Source organism: Pseudomonas sp. 1L-C-7-B-C1 (assembly GCF_057291635.1).
This window is the reverse complement of sequence record NZ_JBXAWH010000004.1, coordinates 208,724-229,313: the sequence shown is the minus strand read 5'-3', so window position 1 is coordinate 229,313 and position 20,590 is coordinate 208,724. Positions and strand designations below refer to the sequence as shown.

20 protein-coding genes are annotated in these 20,590 nt (G+C 60.0%); 14 read left to right on the top strand and 6 right to left on the bottom strand.

The annotated features are described in order from the left end of the window. Window positions 1-15: 15 nt before the first annotated feature. On the bottom strand, window positions 16-1,476 hold the full coding sequence (gene mltF / locus AC0Z8Z_RS08540) for a membrane-bound lytic murein transglycosylase MltF (protein ID WP_163022058.1): 1,461 nt from the start codon (window positions 1,474-1,476) through the stop codon (window positions 16-18). Window positions 1,477-1,688: 212 nt separating this feature from the next. Here mltF and purL point away from each other — a divergent pair, with 212 nt between their 5' ends. Together purL and AC0Z8Z_RS08530 are read left to right on the top strand one after the other, a co-directional pair. Then, the gene (gene purL, locus AC0Z8Z_RS08535; protein WP_485618808.1) at window positions 1,689-5,588 is read left to right on the top strand and encodes a phosphoribosylformylglycinamidine synthase; all 3,900 of its coding nucleotides are present in this window, start codon (window positions 1,689-1,691) and stop codon (window positions 5,586-5,588) included. 6 nt (window positions 5,589-5,594) lie between these two features. Next, the gene (locus tag AC0Z8Z_RS08530; protein ID WP_485618807.1) at window positions 5,595-5,906 is read left to right on the top strand and encodes an NGG1p interacting factor NIF3; all 312 of its coding nucleotides are present in this window, start codon (window positions 5,595-5,597) and stop codon (window positions 5,904-5,906) included. Between the two features lie 51 nt (window positions 5,907-5,957). Here AC0Z8Z_RS08530 and AC0Z8Z_RS08525 read toward each other — a convergent pair whose 3' ends face one another. Both AC0Z8Z_RS08525 and AC0Z8Z_RS08520 read right to left on the bottom strand, forming a co-directional pair. After that, on the bottom strand, window positions 5,958-6,521 hold the full coding sequence (locus AC0Z8Z_RS08525; protein WP_074892288.1) for a L,D-transpeptidase family protein: 564 nt from the start codon (window positions 6,519-6,521) through the stop codon (window positions 5,958-5,960). A 50-nt stretch (window positions 6,522-6,571) separates the two neighbouring features. Next, on the bottom strand, window positions 6,572-7,123 hold the full coding sequence (locus AC0Z8Z_RS08520; RefSeq protein ID WP_485618806.1) for an NUDIX hydrolase: 552 nt from the start codon (window positions 7,121-7,123) through the stop codon (window positions 6,572-6,574). 154 nt (window positions 7,124-7,277) lie between these two features. Here AC0Z8Z_RS08520 and AC0Z8Z_RS08515 point away from each other — a divergent pair, with 154 nt between their 5' ends. The 4 genes from AC0Z8Z_RS08515 (at window position 7,278) to purT (ending at window position 10,024) form a co-directional block, all read left to right on the top strand. Beyond that, entirely contained in the window at window positions 7,278-7,889 is a 612-nt protein-coding gene (locus AC0Z8Z_RS08515) for a CoA pyrophosphatase (RefSeq protein WP_205484641.1), read from the top strand. A gap of 48 nt (window positions 7,890-7,937) precedes the next feature. Continuing rightward, window positions 7,938-8,462, top strand: coding sequence for a gamma carbonic anhydrase family protein (locus AC0Z8Z_RS08510; protein WP_122535062.1), 525 nt, complete (start codon window positions 7,938-7,940; stop codon window positions 8,460-8,462). After that, a complete protein-coding gene (locus AC0Z8Z_RS08505) occupies window positions 8,462-8,725 on the top strand; it encodes a DUF1289 domain-containing protein (protein WP_485618805.1) in 264 nt (87 codons plus the stop codon). The genes AC0Z8Z_RS08510 and AC0Z8Z_RS08505 overlap by 1 nt, the downstream gene beginning before the upstream one ends. A 117-nt stretch (window positions 8,726-8,842) precedes the next feature. Next, window positions 8,843-10,024 (top strand): formate-dependent phosphoribosylglycinamide formyltransferase, encoded by a 1,182-nt coding sequence (purT, locus tag AC0Z8Z_RS08500; protein WP_485618804.1) that lies wholly within the window; start codon window positions 8,843-8,845, stop codon window positions 10,022-10,024. A gap of 80 nt (window positions 10,025-10,104) precedes the next feature. Here purT and AC0Z8Z_RS08495 read toward each other — a convergent pair whose 3' ends face one another. The 3 genes from AC0Z8Z_RS08495 to AC0Z8Z_RS08485 form a co-directional block, all read right to left on the bottom strand. Next, window positions 10,105-11,427 carry an MFS transporter gene (locus AC0Z8Z_RS08495; RefSeq protein ID WP_485618803.1) on the bottom strand — a complete coding sequence of 441 codons (1,323 nt, stop codon included), beginning with the start codon at window positions 11,425-11,427 and terminating at the stop codon, window positions 10,105-10,107. A 301-nt stretch (window positions 11,428-11,728) separates the two neighbouring features. Continuing rightward, window positions 11,729-12,967, bottom strand: coding sequence for a CNNM domain-containing protein (locus tag AC0Z8Z_RS08490; protein WP_485618802.1), 1,239 nt, complete (start codon window positions 12,965-12,967; stop codon window positions 11,729-11,731). 12 nt (window positions 12,968-12,979) lie between these two features. After that, window positions 12,980-13,792, bottom strand: coding sequence for a cytochrome C assembly family protein (locus tag AC0Z8Z_RS08485; protein WP_485618801.1), 813 nt, complete (start codon window positions 13,790-13,792; stop codon window positions 12,980-12,982). A 290-nt stretch (window positions 13,793-14,082) separates the two neighbouring features. Between AC0Z8Z_RS08485 and ffh the strand changes: the two genes are divergently transcribed. From ffh to dsbC, 8 genes are all read left to right on the top strand, one after another. Continuing rightward, a complete protein-coding gene (ffh, locus tag AC0Z8Z_RS08480) occupies window positions 14,083-15,459 on the top strand; it encodes a signal recognition particle protein (protein ID WP_172610879.1) in 1,377 nt (458 codons plus the stop codon). A gap of 246 nt (window positions 15,460-15,705) precedes the next feature. Further along, a complete protein-coding gene (rpsP, locus tag AC0Z8Z_RS08475) occupies window positions 15,706-15,957 on the top strand; it encodes a 30S ribosomal protein S16 (protein WP_037012442.1) in 252 nt (83 codons plus the stop codon). Window positions 15,958-15,962: 5 nt separating this feature from the next. Further along, window positions 15,963-16,499, top strand: coding sequence for a ribosome maturation factor RimM (gene rimM / locus AC0Z8Z_RS08470; protein ID WP_037012440.1), 537 nt, complete (start codon window positions 15,963-15,965; stop codon window positions 16,497-16,499). A gap of 3 nt (window positions 16,500-16,502) precedes the next feature. Further along, window positions 16,503-17,255, top strand: coding sequence for a tRNA (guanosine(37)-N1)-methyltransferase TrmD (gene trmD / locus AC0Z8Z_RS08465; RefSeq protein WP_485618800.1), 753 nt, complete (start codon window positions 16,503-16,505; stop codon window positions 17,253-17,255). A gap of 43 nt (window positions 17,256-17,298) precedes the next feature. After that, window positions 17,299-17,649: a 50S ribosomal protein L19 gene (gene rplS / locus AC0Z8Z_RS08460; protein ID WP_037012438.1), complete on the top strand. Its 351-nt coding sequence runs from the start codon at window positions 17,299-17,301 to the stop codon at window positions 17,647-17,649. Window positions 17,650-17,779: 130 nt separating this feature from the next. Next, complete coding sequence (xerD, locus tag AC0Z8Z_RS08455; protein ID WP_485618799.1) at window positions 17,780-18,676, top strand: site-specific tyrosine recombinase XerD; 897 nt, start codon at window positions 17,780-17,782, stop codon at window positions 18,674-18,676. 128 nt (window positions 18,677-18,804) lie between these two features. Beyond that, on the top strand, window positions 18,805-19,512 hold the full coding sequence (locus tag AC0Z8Z_RS08450; RefSeq protein ID WP_485618798.1) for a hypothetical protein: 708 nt from the start codon (window positions 18,805-18,807) through the stop codon (window positions 19,510-19,512). A 258-nt stretch (window positions 19,513-19,770) separates the two neighbouring features. Beyond that, the gene (dsbC, locus tag AC0Z8Z_RS08445; RefSeq protein ID WP_192170775.1) at window positions 19,771-20,511 is read left to right on the top strand and encodes a bifunctional protein-disulfide isomerase/oxidoreductase DsbC; all 741 of its coding nucleotides are present in this window, start codon (window positions 19,771-19,773) and stop codon (window positions 20,509-20,511) included. Window positions 20,512-20,590: the final 79 nt, after the last annotated feature.

The following is a 20,590-nucleotide window of genomic DNA, read 5'->3' as shown; positions in this document are numbered from 1 at the left end:
CGGTTCTGGCGCTGACTAGAGCGGCGCTTTCTCCTCAGACGGTTTGGTCTTGTCGACTCCGGGCACATGCAGCGAGCCTTCCGCGACCTGGCCGCCTTCCATCTGCGGCTGCGTCACCCACGTGAGGATGTCGTAATAACGGCGGATGTTGGCGACGAAGCTGACCGGCTCACCTCCCCGGGCATAGCCGTAGCGGGTCTTGCTGTACCACTTCTTCTGCGACAGACGCGGCAGCATCTTCTTCACGTCCAGCCATTTGTTCGGGTTAAGCCCTTCGGTTTCCGCCAGCTTACGCGCGTCATCCAGATGGCCGCTGCCGATGTTGTAGGACGCCAGCGCCAGCCAGGTGCGATCCGGCTCCTGAATCGAGTCGTCGAGCTGTTCTTTGACGTAGGCGAAATACTTGGCGCCGCCCTGAATACTCTGTTTTGCGTCGAGCCGATTGGACACGCCCATCGCCTGGGCCGTGCTCTGCGTGAGCATCATCAAGCCGCGCACGCCGGTCTTCGACGTCACGCCCGGCTGCCACAACGATTCCTGATAACCGATGGCTGCAAGCAGGCGCCAGTCGACTTGCTCAGCCTTGGCGGCGGTCTGGAAGTGCTTCTCGTACTTGGGCAGGCGTTCCTGCAAGTGTTGGGCAAAGGTGTAGGCGCCGACGTAACCAAGAACGTCAACATGCCCGTAATAGCGGTCTTTGAGCCGCTGCAGCATGCCGTTCTTCTGCATCTTGTCGAGATAGGCGTTGATCTCGTTGAGCAGGCTGTTGTCATCGCCCAGCGCCACGGCCCAACGCTGATCGCGGCCATCGCCGAGGTCGAAGCCGACGCGTACGTTGGGGAAATACACCTGATTCATCGCCAGCTCGTTGGAATCCACCAGGGTCAGGTCGATCTGGCCCTCATCCACCATGCGCAGCAGGTCGACGACTTCGACCTGATCGGACTCTTCATAGTTGATGCCGGGGTACTTGACCTTTAGCGCCGCCAGCTGCTCGGCGTGGCTGCTGCCTTTAAGCACGAGGATGCGCTTGCCGACCAGATCGCCCGGGTCGGTGGGACGCGACTGGCCGTTGCGGTAAATGACCTGCGGGGTGACTTCAAGATAGGAATGGGAAAACCTTACCTGCTTCGCGCGGTTTTCGCTGCTGACCAGGCCCGCTGCCGCCAGAACCGGCCCGCCGGGTTTGCCCATCTGATCGAACAGGTCGTCGAGGTTGTCGGCGGCTTCGATTTTCAGTTCAACGCCCAGATCATCGGCGAAGCGCTTCACCAGTTCGTACTCGAAACCGGTTTCACCGTTGCGGTCCTGAAAATAGGTCGCCGGGCTGTTGCGGGTGACGACGCGCAGAACGCCATCCTCCTTGACTCGTTCCAGCGTGTTGGGTTTCTCCACACACGCGCCGAGCAGCAGGAAGATTCCGGTTGCGATGAGCCACTTGGCACAGCGTGGGCGGAAATCTGATAGGGAAAACATCGGTGCAGTATACGCAAAGGAGCCATACCGCCATATCTCGACAGCGCGGGTCCCGTCTGATAGAGCAGAGGAATTTTTACCTTCCGGCGCAGGCAAGCGCCCGGAGCCGACATTCGGGTGCATCCCATGCCGTGGTTTCGGGTGCCGACGCAGACTGATTAGGCTAGAATGCACGGCCTCAAGCACACCCCCTTCCCGAGGCTGTCCCGACGATGTTGATCCTGCGTGGTGCTCCCGCCCTTTCCGCCTTCCGCCACAAGAAATTACTTGCGCAGCTGAACGATAAAGTTCCGGCTGTCTGTGGCCTGTACGCTGAATTCGCCCACTTCGCTGAGGTCAATGGCGTCCTGACCGAAGACGAGCAGCAAGTGCTTGCCCGCCTGCTGAAATACGGCCCGAGCGTACCGGTTCAGGAGCCTGCGGGCCGCCTGTTCCTTGTCCTCCCGCGTTTCGGCACCATTTCGCCATGGTCGAGCAAGGCCACCGACATCGCGCGCAATTGCAGCCTGACCAAGATCCAGCGCCTTGAGCGCGGCATTGCCTTTTATGTAGAAGGCCAGCTCAGCGACGCCGACGCACAGCTGATCGCCGACGCGCTGCACGACCGCATGACCCAGATCGTACTGGGCGCGCTGGAAGAGGCCGCCAGTCTGTTCAGCCACGCCGAGCCCAAGCCGCTGATTGCCATCGACGTACTGGGTGGCGGCCGCGCGGCCCTGGAAAAAGCCAACGTCGAACTGGGTCTGGCCCTGGCCGAAGACGAAATCGATTATCTGGTGAACGCGTTCACCGGGCTCAAGCGCAACCCCCACGACATCGAATTGATGATGTTCGCGCAGGCCAACTCGGAGCACTGCCGTCACAAGATCTTCAACGCCAGTTGGGATATCGACGGCCAGAGCCAGGAAAAAAGCCTGTTCGGCATGATCAAGAACACCTACCAGATGCACAACGAAGGCGTGCTGTCCGCTTATAAGGACAACGCCTCGGTGATTGTCGGCAGCGTGGCCGGCCGCTTCTTCCCGAATCCTGAAAGCCGCGAGTACGGTGCGGTTCAGGAGCCGGTGCACATTCTGATGAAGGTCGAAACCCACAACCACCCGACGGCGATCGCTCCGTTTCCGGGCGCAGCCACCGGTTCCGGCGGCGAGATCCGCGACGAGGGCGCGACCGGCCGCGGTGCCAAGCCGAAAGCCGGCCTCACCGGTTTTACGGTGTCCAACCTGAACATTCCGGGTTTCGAGCAGCCTTGGGAAAAGCCGTACGGCAAACCCGAGCGCATCGTGACGCCGCTGGACATCATGATCGAAGGCCCGCTGGGTGGCGCGGCGTTCAACAATGAGTTCGGTCGCCCGGCGCTGACCGGTTATTTCCGTACCTTCGAGCAGTCGATCAGCACGCCGCACGGCGATGAAGTTCGCGGCTACCACAAGCCGATCATGCTCGCTGGCGGCATGGGCAACATCCGCGAAGAGCACGTGCAGAAAGCCGAGATCACCGTCGGCGCCAAGCTGATCGTGCTCGGCGGCCCGGCGATGCTGATCGGTCTGGGCGGCGGCGCGGCTTCTTCCATGGCGACGGGCACCAGCTCGGCTGACCTGGATTTTGCCTCGGTGCAGCGTGAAAACCCGGAAATGGAACGCCGCTGCCAGGAGGTTATCGACCGCTGCTGGCAGCTGGGCGACGCCAACCCTATCGCGTTCATCCATGACGTCGGCGCGGGCGGTCTGTCCAACGCTTTCCCGGAACTGGTGAACGACGGCGGTCGCGGTGGCCGCTTCGAGCTGCGCAACGTGCCGAACGACGAGCCGGGCATGGCCCCGCTGGAAATCTGGAGCAACGAGTCCCAGGAACGTTACGTCCTGGCCGTCAGCGCCCCTGACTTCGAACGGTTCAAAGCGATCTGCGAACGTGAGCGTTGCCCGTTTGCGGTCGTAGGTGAGGCGACTGAAGAGCCGCAACTGACCGTCACCGACAGTCATTTCGGCAACAGCCCTGTCGACATGCCGCTGGAAGTGCTGCTGGGCAAGGCCCCGCGCATGCACCGTTCGGCCGAGCGTGAAACAGAGCTGGGCGACGACTTCAATCCGGGCACCCTCGACATCGAAGAAAGCGTGCAGCGCGTGCTGCATCACCCGGCCGTGGCGAGCAAAAGCTTCCTTATTACCATTGGCGACCGCAGCATCACCGGTATGGTCAATCGCGACCAGATGGTCGGCCCTTGGCAAGTGCCGGTGGCGGACGTCGCCGTCACGGCAACCAGTTTTGATGTGTACACCGGCGAAGCCATGGCGATGGGTGAGCGCACTCCGCTAGCGTTGCTGGATGCTCCGGCGTCCGGCCGCATGGCCATTGGCGAGACCCTGACCAATATCGCAGCGTCGAGCATCGGCAAGCTTTCCGACATCAAGCTGTCCGCCAACTGGATGTCCGCTGCCGGCCACCCGGGCGAAGACGCGCGTCTGTACGACACCGTGAAAGCAGTGGGCATGGAGCTGTGCCCCGAGCTGGGCATTACCATTCCGGTGGGCAAGGACTCAATGTCCATGAAGACCCGCTGGAGCGATGAGGGCACCGAGAAAACCGTGACCTCGCCGCTGTCGCTGATCGTGACCGGTTTCGCGCCGGTCACCGACATTCGCAAGACGTTGACCCCGCAACTGCGCATGGACAAGGGCCTGACCGATTTGATCCTGATCGACCTGGGCCGTGGGCAGAACCGCATGGGCGCGTCGATTCTCGCCCAGACCCACGGCAAGCTCGGCAGCGTTGCACCGGATGTCGATGACGCCGAAGACCTGAAAGCCTTCTTCGCCGTCATTCAGGGCCTCAACGCCGACGGCCACCTGCTGGCCTATCACGACCGTTCCGACGGTGGCTTGATGGCGACCGTGCTGGAAATGGCGTTCGCAGGCCATTGTGGCCTGAACCTCGAACTCGACACGCTGACCGCCAAGCGCGAAAAAGTCGCAGCCATTCTCTTCAACGAAGAGCTGGGTGCGGTGATCCAGGTTCGCCAGGACGCCACGCCGCTCGTGCTCGCACAGTTCAGCGCTGCCGGCCTGGGCGAAGATTGCGTTGCGGTGATCGGGAAGCCGATCAACAACAGCGATGTCATCATCAGCCTGAGCGGCGACACCGTGTTCAAAGGCGATCGTCGCCTGCTGCAGCGTCAGTGGAGCGAAACCAGCTACCAGATCCAGCGCCTGCGTGATAACGCCGATTGCGCCGATCAGGAATTCGATGCGCTGCTGGAAGAAGACAACCCGGGCCTGAACGTGAAGCTGGGCTACGACGTCAACGACGACATCGCTGCGCCTTACATCAAGAAGGGCGTTCGCCCACAAGTGGCAGTGCTGCGTGAGCAGGGCGTCAACGGTCAGGTTGAAATGGCGGCTGCGTTTGACCGCGCCGGCTTCGCCTCGGTTGACGTGCACATGAGCGACATCCTCGCCGGTCGCGTCGACCTCAACGACTTCAAAGGTCTGGTGGCGTGCGGTGGTTTCTCCTACGGCGACGTGCTGGGTGCCGGCGAAGGGTGGGCTAAGTCGGCGTTGTTCAACAGCCGTGCACGGGATGCGTTCCAGGGCTTCTTCGCCCGCAGCGACAGCTTCGCGCTGGGCGTTTGCAACGGTTGCCAGATGATGTCCAACCTGAGCGAGCTGATCCCGGGCAGCGAGTTCTGGCCGCGCTTTGTGCGCAACCGCTCGGAGCAGTTTGAAGCGCGCGTGGCGATGGTCGAAATCCAGAAGTCGGCGTCGATCTTCCTGCAAGGCATGGCTGGCTCGCACATGCCGATCGCCATTGCCCACGGTGAAGGTCACGCTGAGTTCAAGACCCCTGAGTCGCTGATTGAAACCGATCTGTCCGGCACTGTTGCCGTGCGTTTCGTCGACAACCACGGCAAGGTCACCGAAACCTATCCGGCCAACCCGAACGGTTCGCCCCGTGGTATCGCGGGTCTCACCACCCTCGACGGTCGCGTGACGATCATGATGCCGCACCCTGAGCGCGTGTTCCGCGCCGTGACCAACTCGTGGCGCCCGGATGAGTGGGAAGAAGACGGCGCGTGGATGCGCATGTTCCGCAATGCGCGCGTTTGGGTGGACTGATCGCCGATGTACAAGCTGGCCTTCTTTGTGCCACCGAGCCATGTGGAGCAGGTCAAAAACGCGTTGTTCGCCGCCGGTGCGGGGCGAATCGGCGCGTATGACTGCTGCTCATGGCAGGTGCTCGGGCAAGGCCATTTTCGCCCGCTGGACGGCAGTCAGCCGTTCATCGGGCACGCCGGCGAGGTCGAGCAGGTTCAGGAATGGAAGGTCGAGCTTGTAGTGTCAGATGAGCTGATCAGGCAGGCGGTTGCTGCGTTGAAGAACAGTCATCCCTATGAAGTACCGGCTTACGATGTCTGGAAGCTGGAAGATATCTAGCTTCCTGCAGCATGGCTCTAGTTGGAGCGATCTGCATCACTCCCGCAAATCTTACGGCCGAATCTCTATCATCGTGCCGTCCTTCACCAGATCCCACACCTCGCGAATGTCGCTGTTGCGCATGGCGATGCAGCCGTTCGTCCAGTCAAGCGTGTGGAAATACCACTCCGGGTAATCGTCGTTGATCGGCGTGCCGTGAATCATGATCATGCTGCCCGGTTTCACGCCTTCGCGGCGGGCGCGTGCGGCATCGGAAATGTTGGGGTAGGAAATGTGCATCGACAGGTTGTAGGCGTCGCTGGTCTTGCGCCAGTCGAGCCAGTAGAAACCCTCCGGCGTGCGCTGGTCGCCTTCCTGCAGCTTGGGTCCGTTGGGCGCCTTGCCCAGTGAGATCCGGTAGGTCTTCAGCGCCTCGCCACGGCTGATCAGCTGCAACTGATGTGCGGATTTGAGGACCAGCACCTTATCGATGGTGCGGTCCGCGATGTTCTGGGTGTCGACGACCTTCCCGCCAACGAACTTCTGTTCGCTGCCTTTGGGCACGATGGTCTGAGTGAACGCAGCCTGGGACAGCGGCACCACTGACAGGCATAAAACGGCAAGCAACCAACGCATGAAAAGGGTATCCCTGAAGCCTGCGCGGCAATCGCGCATCGTCGTTTCGATCAAAGGGTCTTGAGCGGCGGTGTTACAGACAGACAATCGGTGCGTACCTGGAAATCTTGATGCCGCCGGTCGCGGAAAAAACATTCCAGGGTTCGCCTGACCGTATTGAACGCCAGCTCCGACCACGGGATATCCGCTTCGTCGAACAACTTAACCTCAAGGCTTTCGATACCGGCAGCGAACTCCGGTTTGACCAGATTCGAGCGGTAGAAGATATGCACCTGATTGATGTGCGGCACGTCGATCATCGAATACAGCTCCAGGTCCTCGACCTCTGCACACGCCTCTTCAAGGGTTTCCCGGCGGGCGGCCTGCTCGACGCTTTCGCCGTTTTCCATGAACCCTGCGGGCAGCGTCCAGTAGCCCATTCGTGGCTCGATGGCTCGACGGCACAGCAACACCTTTTCGCCCCACACCGGCACGACGCCGGCCACGATGTTGGGGTTCTGGTAGTGAATGGTGTCGCAATGTTCACACACGTAACGCAGGCGGCTGTCGCCCTCGGGAATACGCTGGATGACCTGTTTGCCGCAGTTGCTGCAGAATTTCATGATCGAATCGGGTTCCTGTTGGCAGCGGCTATCTTGAGCTGTAGCGCGGGTGGACGGCAAGAGGCGTCTTGCGCGCGCGGGGTTGTCCTACAAGACTTGGGCGCGTCGTCGCTTTGGTGCATGATGCCGGGCAGGCAACCGATCGAGAATTCCCATGCTGGATGAGCTACTTCACCGTATGAGCAGCTACACGCCGGTGATGCTGGAAACGGACGCGCGCTTCCCCGAGGCCGCCGTGCTTCTACCCATTACCCGCAACGCAGAACCTGAACTGGTGCTGACGCTGCGCGCCAGTGGCCTGTCGACCCACGGCGGCGAGGTGGCCTTCCCGGGCGGGCGGCGTGATCCGGAAGACCCGGACTTGATCTTCACGGCGCTGCGCGAGGCCCAGGAGGAGATCGGTTTGCCGCCTGGTCTCGTCGAAGTGATCGGTCCCTTGAGTCCGTTGATCTCCAAGCACGGTATAAGAGTGACGCCCTATGTCGGCGTTATTCCTGATTTCGTCGAATACACACCCAACGATGGCGAGATCGCGGCCGTGTTCAGCGTGCCACTGGACTTCTTCCGTCAGGATGCGCGCGAACACACCCACCGCATCGACTATGAAGGGCGCAGCTGGTACGTGCCGAGTTATCGCTTCGGGGAGTACAAGATATGGGGCCTGACCGCGATCATGATCGTCGAATTGATGAACCTGCTTTTCGACAGCGGCATCGACCTTAACGAGCCGCCCAAACGATCGATCATCCACACGCTGAAATCCTGACCCGCAGCCGCCGCGCGAGCATGAGGACTGAGTCATGAGGAGCAAACCATGAAATACCGTCTGGGCGACGCCCGCGTCGATGCGCACGCCAGCAGCTGGATTGCGCCGACAGCCACCGTCATCGGCAATGTGCGTTTGCAGGCCAATGCCAGCGTCTGGTTTGGCGCTGTGTTGCGTGGCGACAACGAGCTAATCGACATCGGCGAGAACAGTAACGTGCAGGACGGCACGGTGATGCACACCGACATGGGGTCGCCGTTGACCATCGGCCGCAACGTCACCATCGGTCATAACGCGATGCTGCATGGTTGCAGCGTGGGTGACGGCACGCTCATCGGCATCAACTCAGTCATCCTGAACGGCGCGCAGATTGGCAAACATTGCATCATCGGCGCAAATTCGCTGATCGGCGAAGGCAAAGTCATCCCTGACGGTTCGCTGGTCATGGGCTCGCCCGGCAAAATCGTCCGCGAGCTGACTGACGCGCAGAAGCAGATGCTCGACGCCAGCGCCGCCCATTACGTCCACAACGCCCAACGCTACGCGCGTGACCTGGCCCCACAGGAAGATTGATGTCCAGCGCCAACCCCCCCACCCATGCAGCACCCGTCGATGAAGCGCCGATCCATGAAAAGCCGGTCCGCTCGCCCTGCGTGAGCATTTGCGCACTGGACGACGCCGACATCTGCACGGGTTGCCAGCGCACCGTGGCCGAGATCACCGGCTGGAGCCGCATGGACAATCAGCAACGCCGCGCTGTCTTGATCGCCTGTGATGAACGGGCGAGGGCCGGCGGGATGATGTTTCAAGTCAGTGGCAACAGCCCTCGACCGTGAATCAAGCCCGCGCCGCTGCATCCCATTTCCCGGCCTTCATGGTAAATTGCGCGCCTTTCTACCTGCGGTTGCTTGCACACGCCGAGCGACCCTCGACCTGCTCCACGAGGACCTGAGATGACTCAAATCGGAACTCCACTGTCGCCGACCGCGACCCGCGTTTTGCTCTGCGGTTGTGGCGAGCTTGGCAAGGAAGTAGTGATCGAACTTCAGCGCCTGGGCGTTGAAGTGATTGCTGTTGACCGTTACGCCAATGCTCCGGCGATGCAGGTCGCGCACCGCAGTCATGTCATCAATATGCTCGACGGCGCCGCCTTGCGTGCGGTGATCGAGTCCGAGAAGCCCCATTACATCGTCCCGGAAATCGAAGCCATCGCTACTGCGACCCTGGTGGAACTGGAGTCCGAAGGCTTCACGGTCATTCCGACCGCCCGTGCCGCGCAGTTGACCATGAACCGCGAAGGTATTCGTCGTCTGGCCGCTGAAGAACTGGACCTTCCAACCTCGCCCTACCACTTCGCCGACACCTTCGAGGACTACAAAAAAGCCGTCGAAGACCTCGGCTTCCCGTGCGTGGTCAAGCCGGTGATGAGCTCGTCGGGCAAGGGCCAAAGCCTGCTGAAAACCGACGCGGATATCCAGAAGGCCTGGGATTATGCCCAGGAAGGCGGTCGTGCCGGCAAAGGCCGGGTGATCATCGAAGGCTTCATTGATTTCGATTACGAAATCACTCTGCTGACCGTGCGTCACGTCGGCGGCACGACCTTTTGTGCGCCGGTTGGCCATCGTCAGGAGAAGGGCGATTATCAGGAATCGTGGCAGCCCCAGGCCATGAGCGCGGTGGCATTGGCCGAGTCCGAGCGCGTTGCCAAAGCGGTGACCGAGGCGCTGGGTGGCCGCGGTCTGTTCGGCGTCGAGTTGTTCATCAAGGGCGATCAGGTCTGGTTCAGTGAAGTCTCGCCACGCCCCCACGACACCGGTCTGGTCACGCTGATCTCTCAGGACCTGTCGCAGTTCGCGCTGCACGCCCGCGCCATTCTCGGTCTGCCGATCCCGCTGATTCGCCAGTTCGGGCCATCGGCGTCGGCGGTGATTCTGGTAGAAGGCCAGTCGACCCAGACGGCGTTTGCCAACTTGGAGCAGGCCCTGAGCGAACCGGACACCGCGCTGCGCCTGTTCGGCAAGCCCGAGGTCAATGGACAGCGCCGCATGGGCGTTGCCCTGGCGCGCGACGAGTCGATCGAAGCTGCCCGTCGCAAGGCCACTCGCGCGTCGATGGCGGTGAAGGTTCAGTTGTAAGCGTCACGCCGAATAAGAAACGGCGCCCTCATGGGCGCCGTTTTTGTTTCGCGATCACGCACCGTCGATGTCCGGTTTGCTCAGGCAACCGTATCCAGGTCCGCGTGCCGGGTTTCTTTCAGGCACAGCACGGCGATCACGCTGATCAGTGCCGCCGCCGAGACATACCCACCGACCCAGCTCAGGCCACCCATTTCCACCAGCTTCTGCGCGAAGAAAGGCGCGACCGAGGCACCGACGATACCCCCGATGTTGTAGGCCGCCGACGCGCCGGTATACCGCACACGCGTCGGAAAAAGCTCCGGCAACATCGCCCCCATCGGCGCAAAGGTGACGCCCATCAGGAACAGCTCGATCGACAGGAACAGCGTCACCGCCCAGGTCGTGCCGTGGGTCAGCAAGGGCTCCATCAGGAAGCCCGACAGGATCGCCAGCACGCCGCCGATGACCAGCACCGGCTTGCGACCGAATCGATCACTTGCCAACGCGGAAAGCGGTGTCGCCAGGGCCATGAACAGCACCGCAAAACACAGCATCGCGAGGAACGACTCGCGGCTGTAACCCAGGGTTTTTACGCCATAGCTCAGCGAGAAGACGGTGGAGATATAGAACAGCGCGTAGCACACCACCATCGACGCCGCGCCCAGCAGCATCGGCTTCCAGTATTGACCGAACAGCTCGGCAATCGGCAATTTCACACGCTCATGGCGGGCGATGGCCTTGGCGAAAACAGGCGTTTCCTCAAGCTTCAGGCGCACATACAAGCCAATGATCACCAGCACGGCGCTGAGCAGAAACGGCACGCGCCAGCCCCAGGAGCGGAATTGCTCGTCATCCAGCGTCATCGCCAGTGTCAGAAACAGCCCGTTTGCCGCAAGGAAGCCGATCGATGGGCCCAGCTGCGGGAACATGCCGAACCACGCCCGTTTGCCCTTGGGGGCGTTCTCGGTCGCCAGTAACGCGGCCCCGCCCCATTCGCCGCCCAGTCCAAGGCCTTGGCCGAAGCGCAGCACGCAGAGCAGGATCGGTGCCCACGACCCGATGGCGTCGTAACCCGGCAGTACGCCAATCAGCGTGGTACAGACGCCCATGAGCAGTAGCGAGGCCACCAATGTCGATTTGCGGCCGACACGGTCACCGAAATGGCCGAACAGCGCCGAGCCCAGCGGACGTGCGAGAAAGGCGATCCCGAATGTCAGAAACGCCGAGAGCATCTGTGCGGTACTGGACGTCTGTGGGAAGAACACCGGCCCGATTACCAGTGCGGCGGCGGTGGCGTATACGTAGAAATCATAGAACTCGATGGCGGTGCCGATGAAGCTGGCCGTGGCGACGCGGGCCGCCGAGTTGGCGGGGCGGGCCTCGCTCTCGTCACGGGTTGGACAGGCAGAAGTCGTGGTCATGGGAAATCCCTGGCAGTCGTATCGCCTGTCAGCGAGAGACGAAGATTCGTTCGCGCGCTGCGGCAATCGTTAATTGTTTTTTTGGTCCAGCGCTGAACAGACTAGCCCGGATGCGGGCAAGGCGCGTGGCGTGCTCGGGATAGGAGCGAAGGCCAGGGTGTCGCGTGAGCGGTCAGGCTGTGTGACTGGCCGGATCGCGCATTGTGCGGGTAGCACGCGGATCGGCGGGGCTGGGTAAGCGGATCGATTATAGGAAGGGGATTGGCGCGGAAACAAGTGTTTCAGGGCGCCGCCTGCCTTCTCAGATCACGTCTTTGGTGCGGGTGTTCAACCACACCAACACCCGGCTGACGCGGTTGTCTTCGGTCTCGAGGATTTCCAGGCGGTAGGGCCCGATCTTCAGGCAGACCGCGCTGTTAGGGATCGTCTCCAGCGCTTCGGTGATCAGCCCATTGAGGGTTTTAGGGCCATCGGAGGGCAGATGCCAGGCGAGGCTTTTATTCAGATCGCGAATCGACGCCGCGCCATCGATCACCAGCCGCCCGTCAGGCTGCGGGTGGATGTGCGGGTTATCGAGGGCTTGCTCGCTTTCGAACTCGCCGACGATCTCTTCAAGAATGTCCTCGAGGCTGACGATGCCCAGCACCTCGCCGTATTCATCGACAACCACGCCCATGCGCCGCTGCTGCTTGTGGAAGTTGAGCAGCTGCATCTGCAGCGGCGTGCTCTCTGGTACGAAGTACGGTTCGTAACAGGCGGCCTGTAGCGCCTCTTTGGTCAGCTCGTTGCGCGGGAGCAGGTGGCTGATCATCCGTGTGTTGAGCACGCCTTCCACCTGATTGATGTCGTTGTGGTAAACGGGCAGACGGGTGTGGCGGGAAATGATCAGCTTGTCGACGATCTCCTCAATGGTGTCGTCGAGGTTAATGCCGTCGACTTCGCTGCGCGGCACGAGGATATCGTTCACAGTCATGCGATCCAGCGCGTAAATCCCGGAGATCACATGGGCGCGGCCATACTGGCTTTCGTTGTCCTGATAGACCGTCGGGTGCGTGTCGTCTTCGTCATCGTGGGTGTCTGGCCGACGCTTCGACAGAAAAGGGCGCAACAGCGTTTTGGCAATGTTCTTGTAGATCCAGGTCAGCGGTTGCAACAGCCGAACCGGGATACGCAGCACGTTGTTGCCCAGCAGCAGAATGGACTCGGGGCGACGCGCCGCCAGCTTTCGCGGGATGAACTCAGTTATCACGACCAGCACGCTGGTAACACCCAACCAGGCAATCAGCGGCCCCTGAAAATACCAGTGCCCGACGGCAAGAAGGGTGGCGAGGACGGTAATCAGCGTCTTGAGCAGCGTATTGCCGAGGATAAGGCTGTTGAGGTTGAACGCGAGCACCGGCTTCAGTGGCTCGTTGGAGCGGGGATTGACCGGCATCGCCCGAAGATTGTGGTGCGCAGCCTCGACCGCGCTGAACAGCCCGGACCACAGCGTCAGCAGGGCCAGGAGCGTAAGCATTGTGCCGACCGGCAGGTTGTCCATGATCAGCGCTCGTCAGATATGCAGAATGTATTCACGAACGAGCTTGCTGCCGAAGTAGGCCAGCATCAACAGCAGAAATCCGCCCAGCGTCCAGCGAATCGCTTTGTGACCCCGCCAGCCCAGATGATGGCGGCCCCAGAGCAGCACACTGAAGACGATCCACGCGAGAATCGACAGCAAGGTTTTATGCACCAGATGCTGGGCAAAGAGGTTTTCGACGAACAACCAGCCGGAAATCAGCGACATCGACAGCAACACCCAGCCGGCCCAGAGAAAACCGAAGAGCAGGCTTTCCATGGTTTGCAGCGGCGGGAAGCTTTTGATCAGGCCAAGGGGATGCTTGTTTTTCAGTTGATGATCCTGCAGCAACAGGAGCAAGGACTGGAAGACCGCGATGGTGAACATCCCGTAGGCGAGAATCGACAACAGGATGTGGCTGATAATGCCGTGTTCTTCAATGATCGGCTGCAGTGTGCCGGAAGGCGCGAACTGCGCCAGCAGTGTCGTGAGCAGGCCCAGTGGGAAGAGGAGAATCAGGAGGATCTCCACCGGCAGGCGAATGCACGCGAGCATGGTCACGATGATGACTGAAACAGCGATCAGGCTGGCGGCACTGAAAAAGTCCAGACCCAGGCCGATAGGGCGCACCAGTTGGCCGAAAAGCGCACTGGCCTGGCAGGCGACGGCAAGGGTGCCGATCAGGCACAGCAGCCATTTGTCGGCCTTCTGGCCCTGGCGCAGGCGCATACCCTGGTAGACGGTCGCAGCGGCGTAGAAGACGGCGGCGGCGAGGCTGAAGAGCAAACTCGGTGACAAAGGGAACATAGATCCTGTTGGGCATGCCCGAAAGCCGGTGAGTTTGGCATAAAACGCGCATTTCACGAAAGACTACAGAAGCAGACGCCGTGGTGTCCGTGGGCCGGAGTCTTCGCTATAATCCGCGACCTGCTCAAGCCACAGGCTTGCCGATCGCTGTTTCAGCCGCTTTTATAGCGTCACTATTATCAATAGCGATGCTGTAAAGAGCAGGCGTCGCGATTTCGGCAGCCGACTGAACGGCCGCTACGGGCCGGGCCGCATCAATCGGGGTTCAGCACGAGCCCAAAGGATCACGCATGTTTGAAAATCTGACAGATCGTCTCTCGCAGACGCTGCGCCAGGTCACTGGCAAAGCCAAGCTGACCGAGGACAACATCAAGGACACACTGCGTGAAGTGCGTATGGCGCTGCTTGAAGCCGACGTCGCCTTGCCGGTTGTCAAAGACTTCGTCAATCGCATCAAGGAGCGCGCCGTCGGCACCGAGGTGTCGCGCAGCCTGACGCCGGGCCAGGCGTTCGTGAAGATCGTCCAGGCCGAGCTGGAAGAGATGATGGGGGCGGCCAACGAAGAGCTGACCCTCAACGTCACGCCGCCAGCGGTCATTCTGATGGCCGGTCTGCAAGGTGCGGGCAAGACCACCACTGCCGGTAAGCTCGCCCGATTCCTGAAAGAACGCAAAAAGAAAACCGTGATGCTGGTGTCGGCGGACGTCTATCGTCCGGCCGCGATCAAGCAGTTGGAAACCCTGGCCAACGACATCGGCGTGACGTTCTTCCCGTCCGACATTAGCCAGAAGCCGGTCGACATTGCCGAAGCGGCTATTAAAGAAGCCAAGCTCAAGTTCATCGATGTCGTGATCCTCGACACCGCCGGTCGTCTGCACATCGATGCCGAGATGATGGGCGAGATCCAGGCGCTGCATGCGGCGGTCAAGCCGGCCGAGACGCTGTTCGTCGTCGACGCCATGACCGGCCAGGATGCCGCCAACACGGCCAAGGCGTTCGGTGATGCGCTGCCGCTGACCGGCGTGATCCTGACCAAGGTTGACGGCGACGCCCGTGGCGGTGCTGCGCTGTCGGTGCGCGCCATCACTGGCAAGCCGATCAAGTTCATCGGTATGGGCGAGAAGAGCGAGGCGCTGGAGCCGTTCCATCCGGATCGTATCGCATCGCGCATTCTCGGCATGGGCGACGTGCTCAGCCTGATCGAGCAGGCTGAACAAACCCTCGACAAGGACAAGGCCGACAAACTGGCCAAGAAGCTGAAGAAGGGCAAAGGCTTCGACCTCGAAGACTTCCGCGATCAGCTGCAGCAAATGAAGAACATGGGCGGCCTGGGCGGGCTCATGGACAAACTGCCAAGCATCGGCGGCGTCAACCTGTCGCAGATGGGCAACGCACAAAACGCCGCCGAAAAGCAGTTCAAGCAGATGGAAGCCATCATCAACTCGATGACCCCGGCCGAGCGTCGCGACCCTGAGCTGATCAGCGGTTCACGCAAGCGCCGCATCGCCATGGGTTCGGGGACCCAAGTGCAGGACATCGGTCGTCTGATCAAGCAACACAAACAGATGCAGAAGATGATGAAGAAGTTTTCGACCAAGGGCGGCATGGCCAAAATGATGCGCGGCATGGGCGGAATGTTGCCCGGCGGCGGTATGCCCAAAATGTAAATCGCAACGCGCGGGCGCTATTCCCGCGCGTTCTTCATTGGGGCGACCGTCCCGGTGGCTTGCTCAGGCAGGCACTCAACGCCGTCATCGCTGACGGCTCCATGGCAGATCTAGATGGCCCGACGGCGTACGCCGGAAAAAGTCATTTGCAAAACTCCGGATATTCCTTAGAATATGCGGCCTTTCGGGCACCCATGCCCGCTGTGCATCTTAGATTTGCAGCACCGACTACAGGAAAATTGTTCAATGCTAACAATCCGTCTTGCCCTTGGCGGCTCTAAAAAGCGCCCGTTCTACCACCTGACTGTCACTGACAGCCGCAACCCACGTGACGGTTCCCACAAGGAACAAATCGGTTTCTTCAACCCGGTTGCCCGTGGTCAGGAAATCCGTCTGTCCGTGAACCAAGAGCGTCTGGCCTACTGGCTGAGCGTTGGTGCACAACCTTCTGAGCGTGTTGCTTCGCTGTTGAAGGAATCTGCCAAGGCTGCGGCCTGAGCAATATGAACGCGACGCCAGCTTCCGCCGACGATCTGATCGTCATCGGCAAGATTTATTCGGTACACGGCGTTCGCGGCGAAGTGAAGGTGTATTCCTTTACTGATCCAACCGAAAACCTGTTGCAGTACAAAACCTGGACGCTCAAGCGCGAAGGGAATGTGAAACAGGTCGAGCTGGTCAGTGGACGCGGGAACGACAAGTTCCTGGTCGCCAAGCTCAAGGGTCTTGATGATCGTGAAGAAGCTCGTCTTCTGGCCGGTTACGAGATCTGCGTGCCACGCAACCTGTTCCCTGAACTGACCGACGGCGAATACTACTGGTATCAGCTTGAAGGTCTGAAGGTCATTGACGGTCTTGGGCAGTTGCTCGGGAAGGTCGATCATCTTCTGGAAACCGGCGCCAACGATGTAATGGTGGTCAAACCCTGCGCAGGCAGTCTGGACGATCGTGAACGCCTTTTGCCCTATACGGAGCAATGCGTGTTGGCAGTTGATCTGGTTGCAGGCGAGATGAAGGTGGAATGGGACGCGGATTTCTAAGCAATGGCCAGCCTGCGCATAGACGTCATCACGCTGTTTCCCGAGATGTTTTCCGCCATCAGCCAATACGGCATCACCAGCCGTGCGGTGAAACAGGAGCTGTTGCAGCTTACCTGTTGGAATCCGCGGGATTACACCACTGATCGACATCACACTGTGGACGATCGCCCGTTTGGCGGTGGCCCTGGCATGGTGATGAAGATCAAGCCCCTCGAAGATGCTCTGGCTCAGGCCAGGCAGGCGGCGGGGGATGCGGCGAAGGTGATTTACCTGTCGCCACAAGGCCGCAAGCTGGATCAGTCTGCGGTACGCGAACTGGCGCAGGAAGAAGCACTTATCCTGATTGCCGGTCGTTATGAAGGCGTCGACGAGCGTTTCATTGAAGCTCATGTCGATGAAGAGTGGTCGATTGGCGACTATGTGTTATCTGGCGGTGAGCTGCCGGCCATGGTCCTGATAGATGCGGTTACGCGACTGCTGCCTGGAGCTTTAGGGCATGTAGATTCCGCGGAGGAAGATTCCTTCACGGATGGTCTGCTGGATTGCCCGCATTACACCCGACCGGAGGTGTATGCGGATCAGCGTGTTCCCGACGTATTGCTTAGTGGCAATCACGCACACATCCGGCGTTGGCGTTTACAGCAGTCCCTTGGGCGGACCTATGAACGACGCGCCGATCTTCTGGAAAGCCGCTCGCTTTCTGGAGAAGAGAAGAAGCTGCTGGCGGAATACCTCTGCGAGCGGGACGATAGTTAACGTATCGATGGTAAATCCAACCGGTTTACCTTAGGAGCACAGCATGACTAACAAAATCATCCTTGCACTCGAAGCAGAGCAGATGACCAAAGAGATCCCTCCCTTTGCCCCGGGCGACACCATTGTCGTTCAGGTGAAAGTGAAGGAAGGCGACCGCGCTCGTCTGCAGGCGTTCGAAGGCGTTGTTATCGCCAAGCGTAACCGTGGTGTGAACAGTGCTTTCACTGTTCGTAAAATCTCCAACGGTGTTGGCGTTGAACGTACTTTCCAGACCTACAGCCCGCAAATCGACAGCATGGCTGTGAAACGTCGCGGCGACGTTCGCAAGGCCAAGCTGTACTACCTGCGTGACCTGTCCGGTAAAGCAGCTCGCATCAAGGAAAAACTGGTTTAATCCCAGTCTTCCCATGCGAATGAAAAAGCAGCCTACGGGCTGCTTTTTTGCTTTCTGGCATTTGGTTTTTGTCCCGTCGTCGCAGGTGTGAAAAACTGCCCGCTGCATTTCACCACTCAAGTCAGAACCCATGCCCGCCATTGACCATCCCATGATCGACCGCTTCCTCGACGCCCTCTGGCTGGAGAAAGGGCTGTCGGACAATACGCGCGATGCCTATCGCAGTGACCTTGCGTTGTTCAACGGCTGGTTGCAGGAAAAGGGCGTGGACCTGATGAGTGTCAGTCGGGAAGCGATTCTCGACCACCTGGGGTGGCGGGTCGACAATGGCTACAAACCTCGCTCGACGGCGCGACTGCTTTCCGGCGTGCGCGGCTTCTATCGCTACCTCCTTAGGGAAAAGCTGATTGCGGTCGACCCGACGTTGCAGGTCGACATGCCGCAGTTGGGTAAGCCACTGCCCAAATCCTTGTCCGAAGCCGACGTTGAAGCATTGCTGGCCGCGCCGGACCTGAGCGACGCCATCGGTCAGCGCGACCGGGCCATGCTGGAAGTGCTCTATGCCTGCGGACTGCGGGTAACCGAACTGATCAGCCTGACGCTGGAGCAGGTCAACTTGCGCCAGGGCGTGTTGCGCATCATGGGCAAGGGCAGCAAGGAGCGTCTGGTGCCGATGGGGGAGGAAGCGATCGTCTGGGTTGAGCGCTACATGCGCGACGCTCGCCATGAGTTGCTCAATGGTCGGCCCAGCGATGTGCTGTTTCCCAGCCAGCGCGGTGAGCAGATGACGCGCCAGACCTTCTGGCACCGCATCAAGCATCAGGCTAAAGTCGCCGGCATCGGCAAATCCCTTTCCCCCCACACCCTGCGTCACGCCTTCGCCACCCACCTGCTTAACCACGGCGCCGACCTGCGCGTCGTGCAGATGCTCCTCGGCCACAGCGACCTGTCGACGACGCAAATCTACACCCACGTCGCCCGCGCGCGGTTGCAGGACATGCATGCGAAGCACCACCCGAGGGGGTAGGTTTTGCACACAATAGCTATTTGGAATAGCCCGTACTTCGATTCAGTCTAGATTACCCATCCATGCCGGATGCATTGGACGCTAATCTGAAGGCTCAACCCAGCAAAAGTTAACCAAGGAAGAATGGCATGGCCAGTGAAGCTAAAGAGCGCTCATTTAAGGCGGAGCTTTCAATGAGCAATGGGGATCACCTGGAATTTACGAAGGCTCAGTTGGGGCAGACTGAACACGATAAAGAAGGTTTCTTATGCGCGAGCACGACTGTCAGCGAACCGCTTAATGTGTATTTCAGGTGCGAAGGCGATCTCGGATACCTCATCGCTGTGGATAGGATTGCAGACGATGACGCTCAGCCTGTCGCTACGGGATTATCCGATGGTTCAGCAGATTCACGGGATAAGCGGATCGAGGAGTTGCAGCGGGTCGATCCACTGGGAAATGCCTCGCTGGCTGGAGGTGCTGGCGCGCTGGGCGGTGCTGCAGAACTTCCCGAGTCAGTGGGTGATTTATTAGGGAGTGGCTCGTTAAGTGCCCAAGCCACTCCTGAATCAAATTCCGCAGTAACTAAGGGGTACTTCGGGGTCGATGCGTCAGGAAGAGTGTTCAGGGCTTCCAACATTGAACAAGCCGCTTATTTTAAGATTTTTGGACGCGACAAAACCATCGCGGATGCTATAACCGCGCCCCAGCTTGTTTATCTGCAATCTACTAAAAGCAGTGAGTTTATCCATGTGAACAGTCTGGCACTTGGCAGCGGTAGTGAGAGCGGGGGCACGCTCATGAAATTGACCGTCAAGGAGCGCTATAACAGTAATGGGTCGGTCAAAATGCATTAGCAATATTGGAGAACGGGGTGGAAGCAACAGTCCCCGTTTTTCATCCGTTGGCTTTATGGATCGCCTCTTGAACTGGTAACGCAGCCGGGAAGACGATTGAGGGGGTGGGACGCTCGGAATATCGATCGTGAGTCGGCCTCGCGAGCCTTATGTGATAGGCTTTGCCGGTTTCGCAGATCAGGGCCCTGAAAACATCCCGGTGCTTTTTTGCCACCCGTTTTCAGCCCGGCCCGTCTGCTCACCGCTCGAGGAGTTTTCATGCGCGTCACTCGTTTTCTCGGTGCTGCCGTTGTAGCGCTGGCCAGCTCTTTCAGCCTTTTTGCCCACGCCGACGAGGCGTCTGACAAAGCCATTCGCAAGACCCTGGAATCGCTCAATCTGGAAATTCCCGTCGAGAGCATTTCCAGCAGTCCGTTGAACGGCCTCTACGAAGTCAATCTCAAAGGCGGTCGCGTGCTCTACGCCAGTGCCGACGGGCAGTTCGTTATGCAGGGCAACCTGTACCAGATGCAGGCCGGCAAGCCGGTCAACCTGACCGAGAAGGTTGAGCGTCAGGCGATTTCCAAGACCATCAATGGCATTCCTGCCGCCGAGATGGTCGTCTACCCCGCCGTGGGCGAGACCAAATCCCATATCACGGTGTTCACCGACACCACCTGCCCGTACTGCCACAAACTGCACGCCGAAGTGCCGGAGCTGAACAAGCGCGGCATTGAAGTGCGTTATGTGGCGTTCCCGCGTCAGGGCCTGGGTTCGCCGGGCGACGAGCAACTCCAGGCAGTCTGGTGCTCCAAGGACCGCCGCGGTGCCATGGACCGCATGGTCGATGGCAAGAATATCCAGGCGCCCAAGTGCGACAACCCGGTCACAAAGCAATTTGAAATCGGCCAGTCCATCGGCGTGAACGGCACACCGGCCATCGTGTTGGCCGACGGTCAGCTGATTCCGGGCTATCAGCCAGCGCCGCAAGTGGCCAAACTGGCGCTGAGTGCCAAGTAATTTCGTTTATCGCAGCCTCCTGCGGTCAACACTGAAGCGGCCTGTCTGCAGCGCTTCATCAATAGCGAGCCGTGCTGAA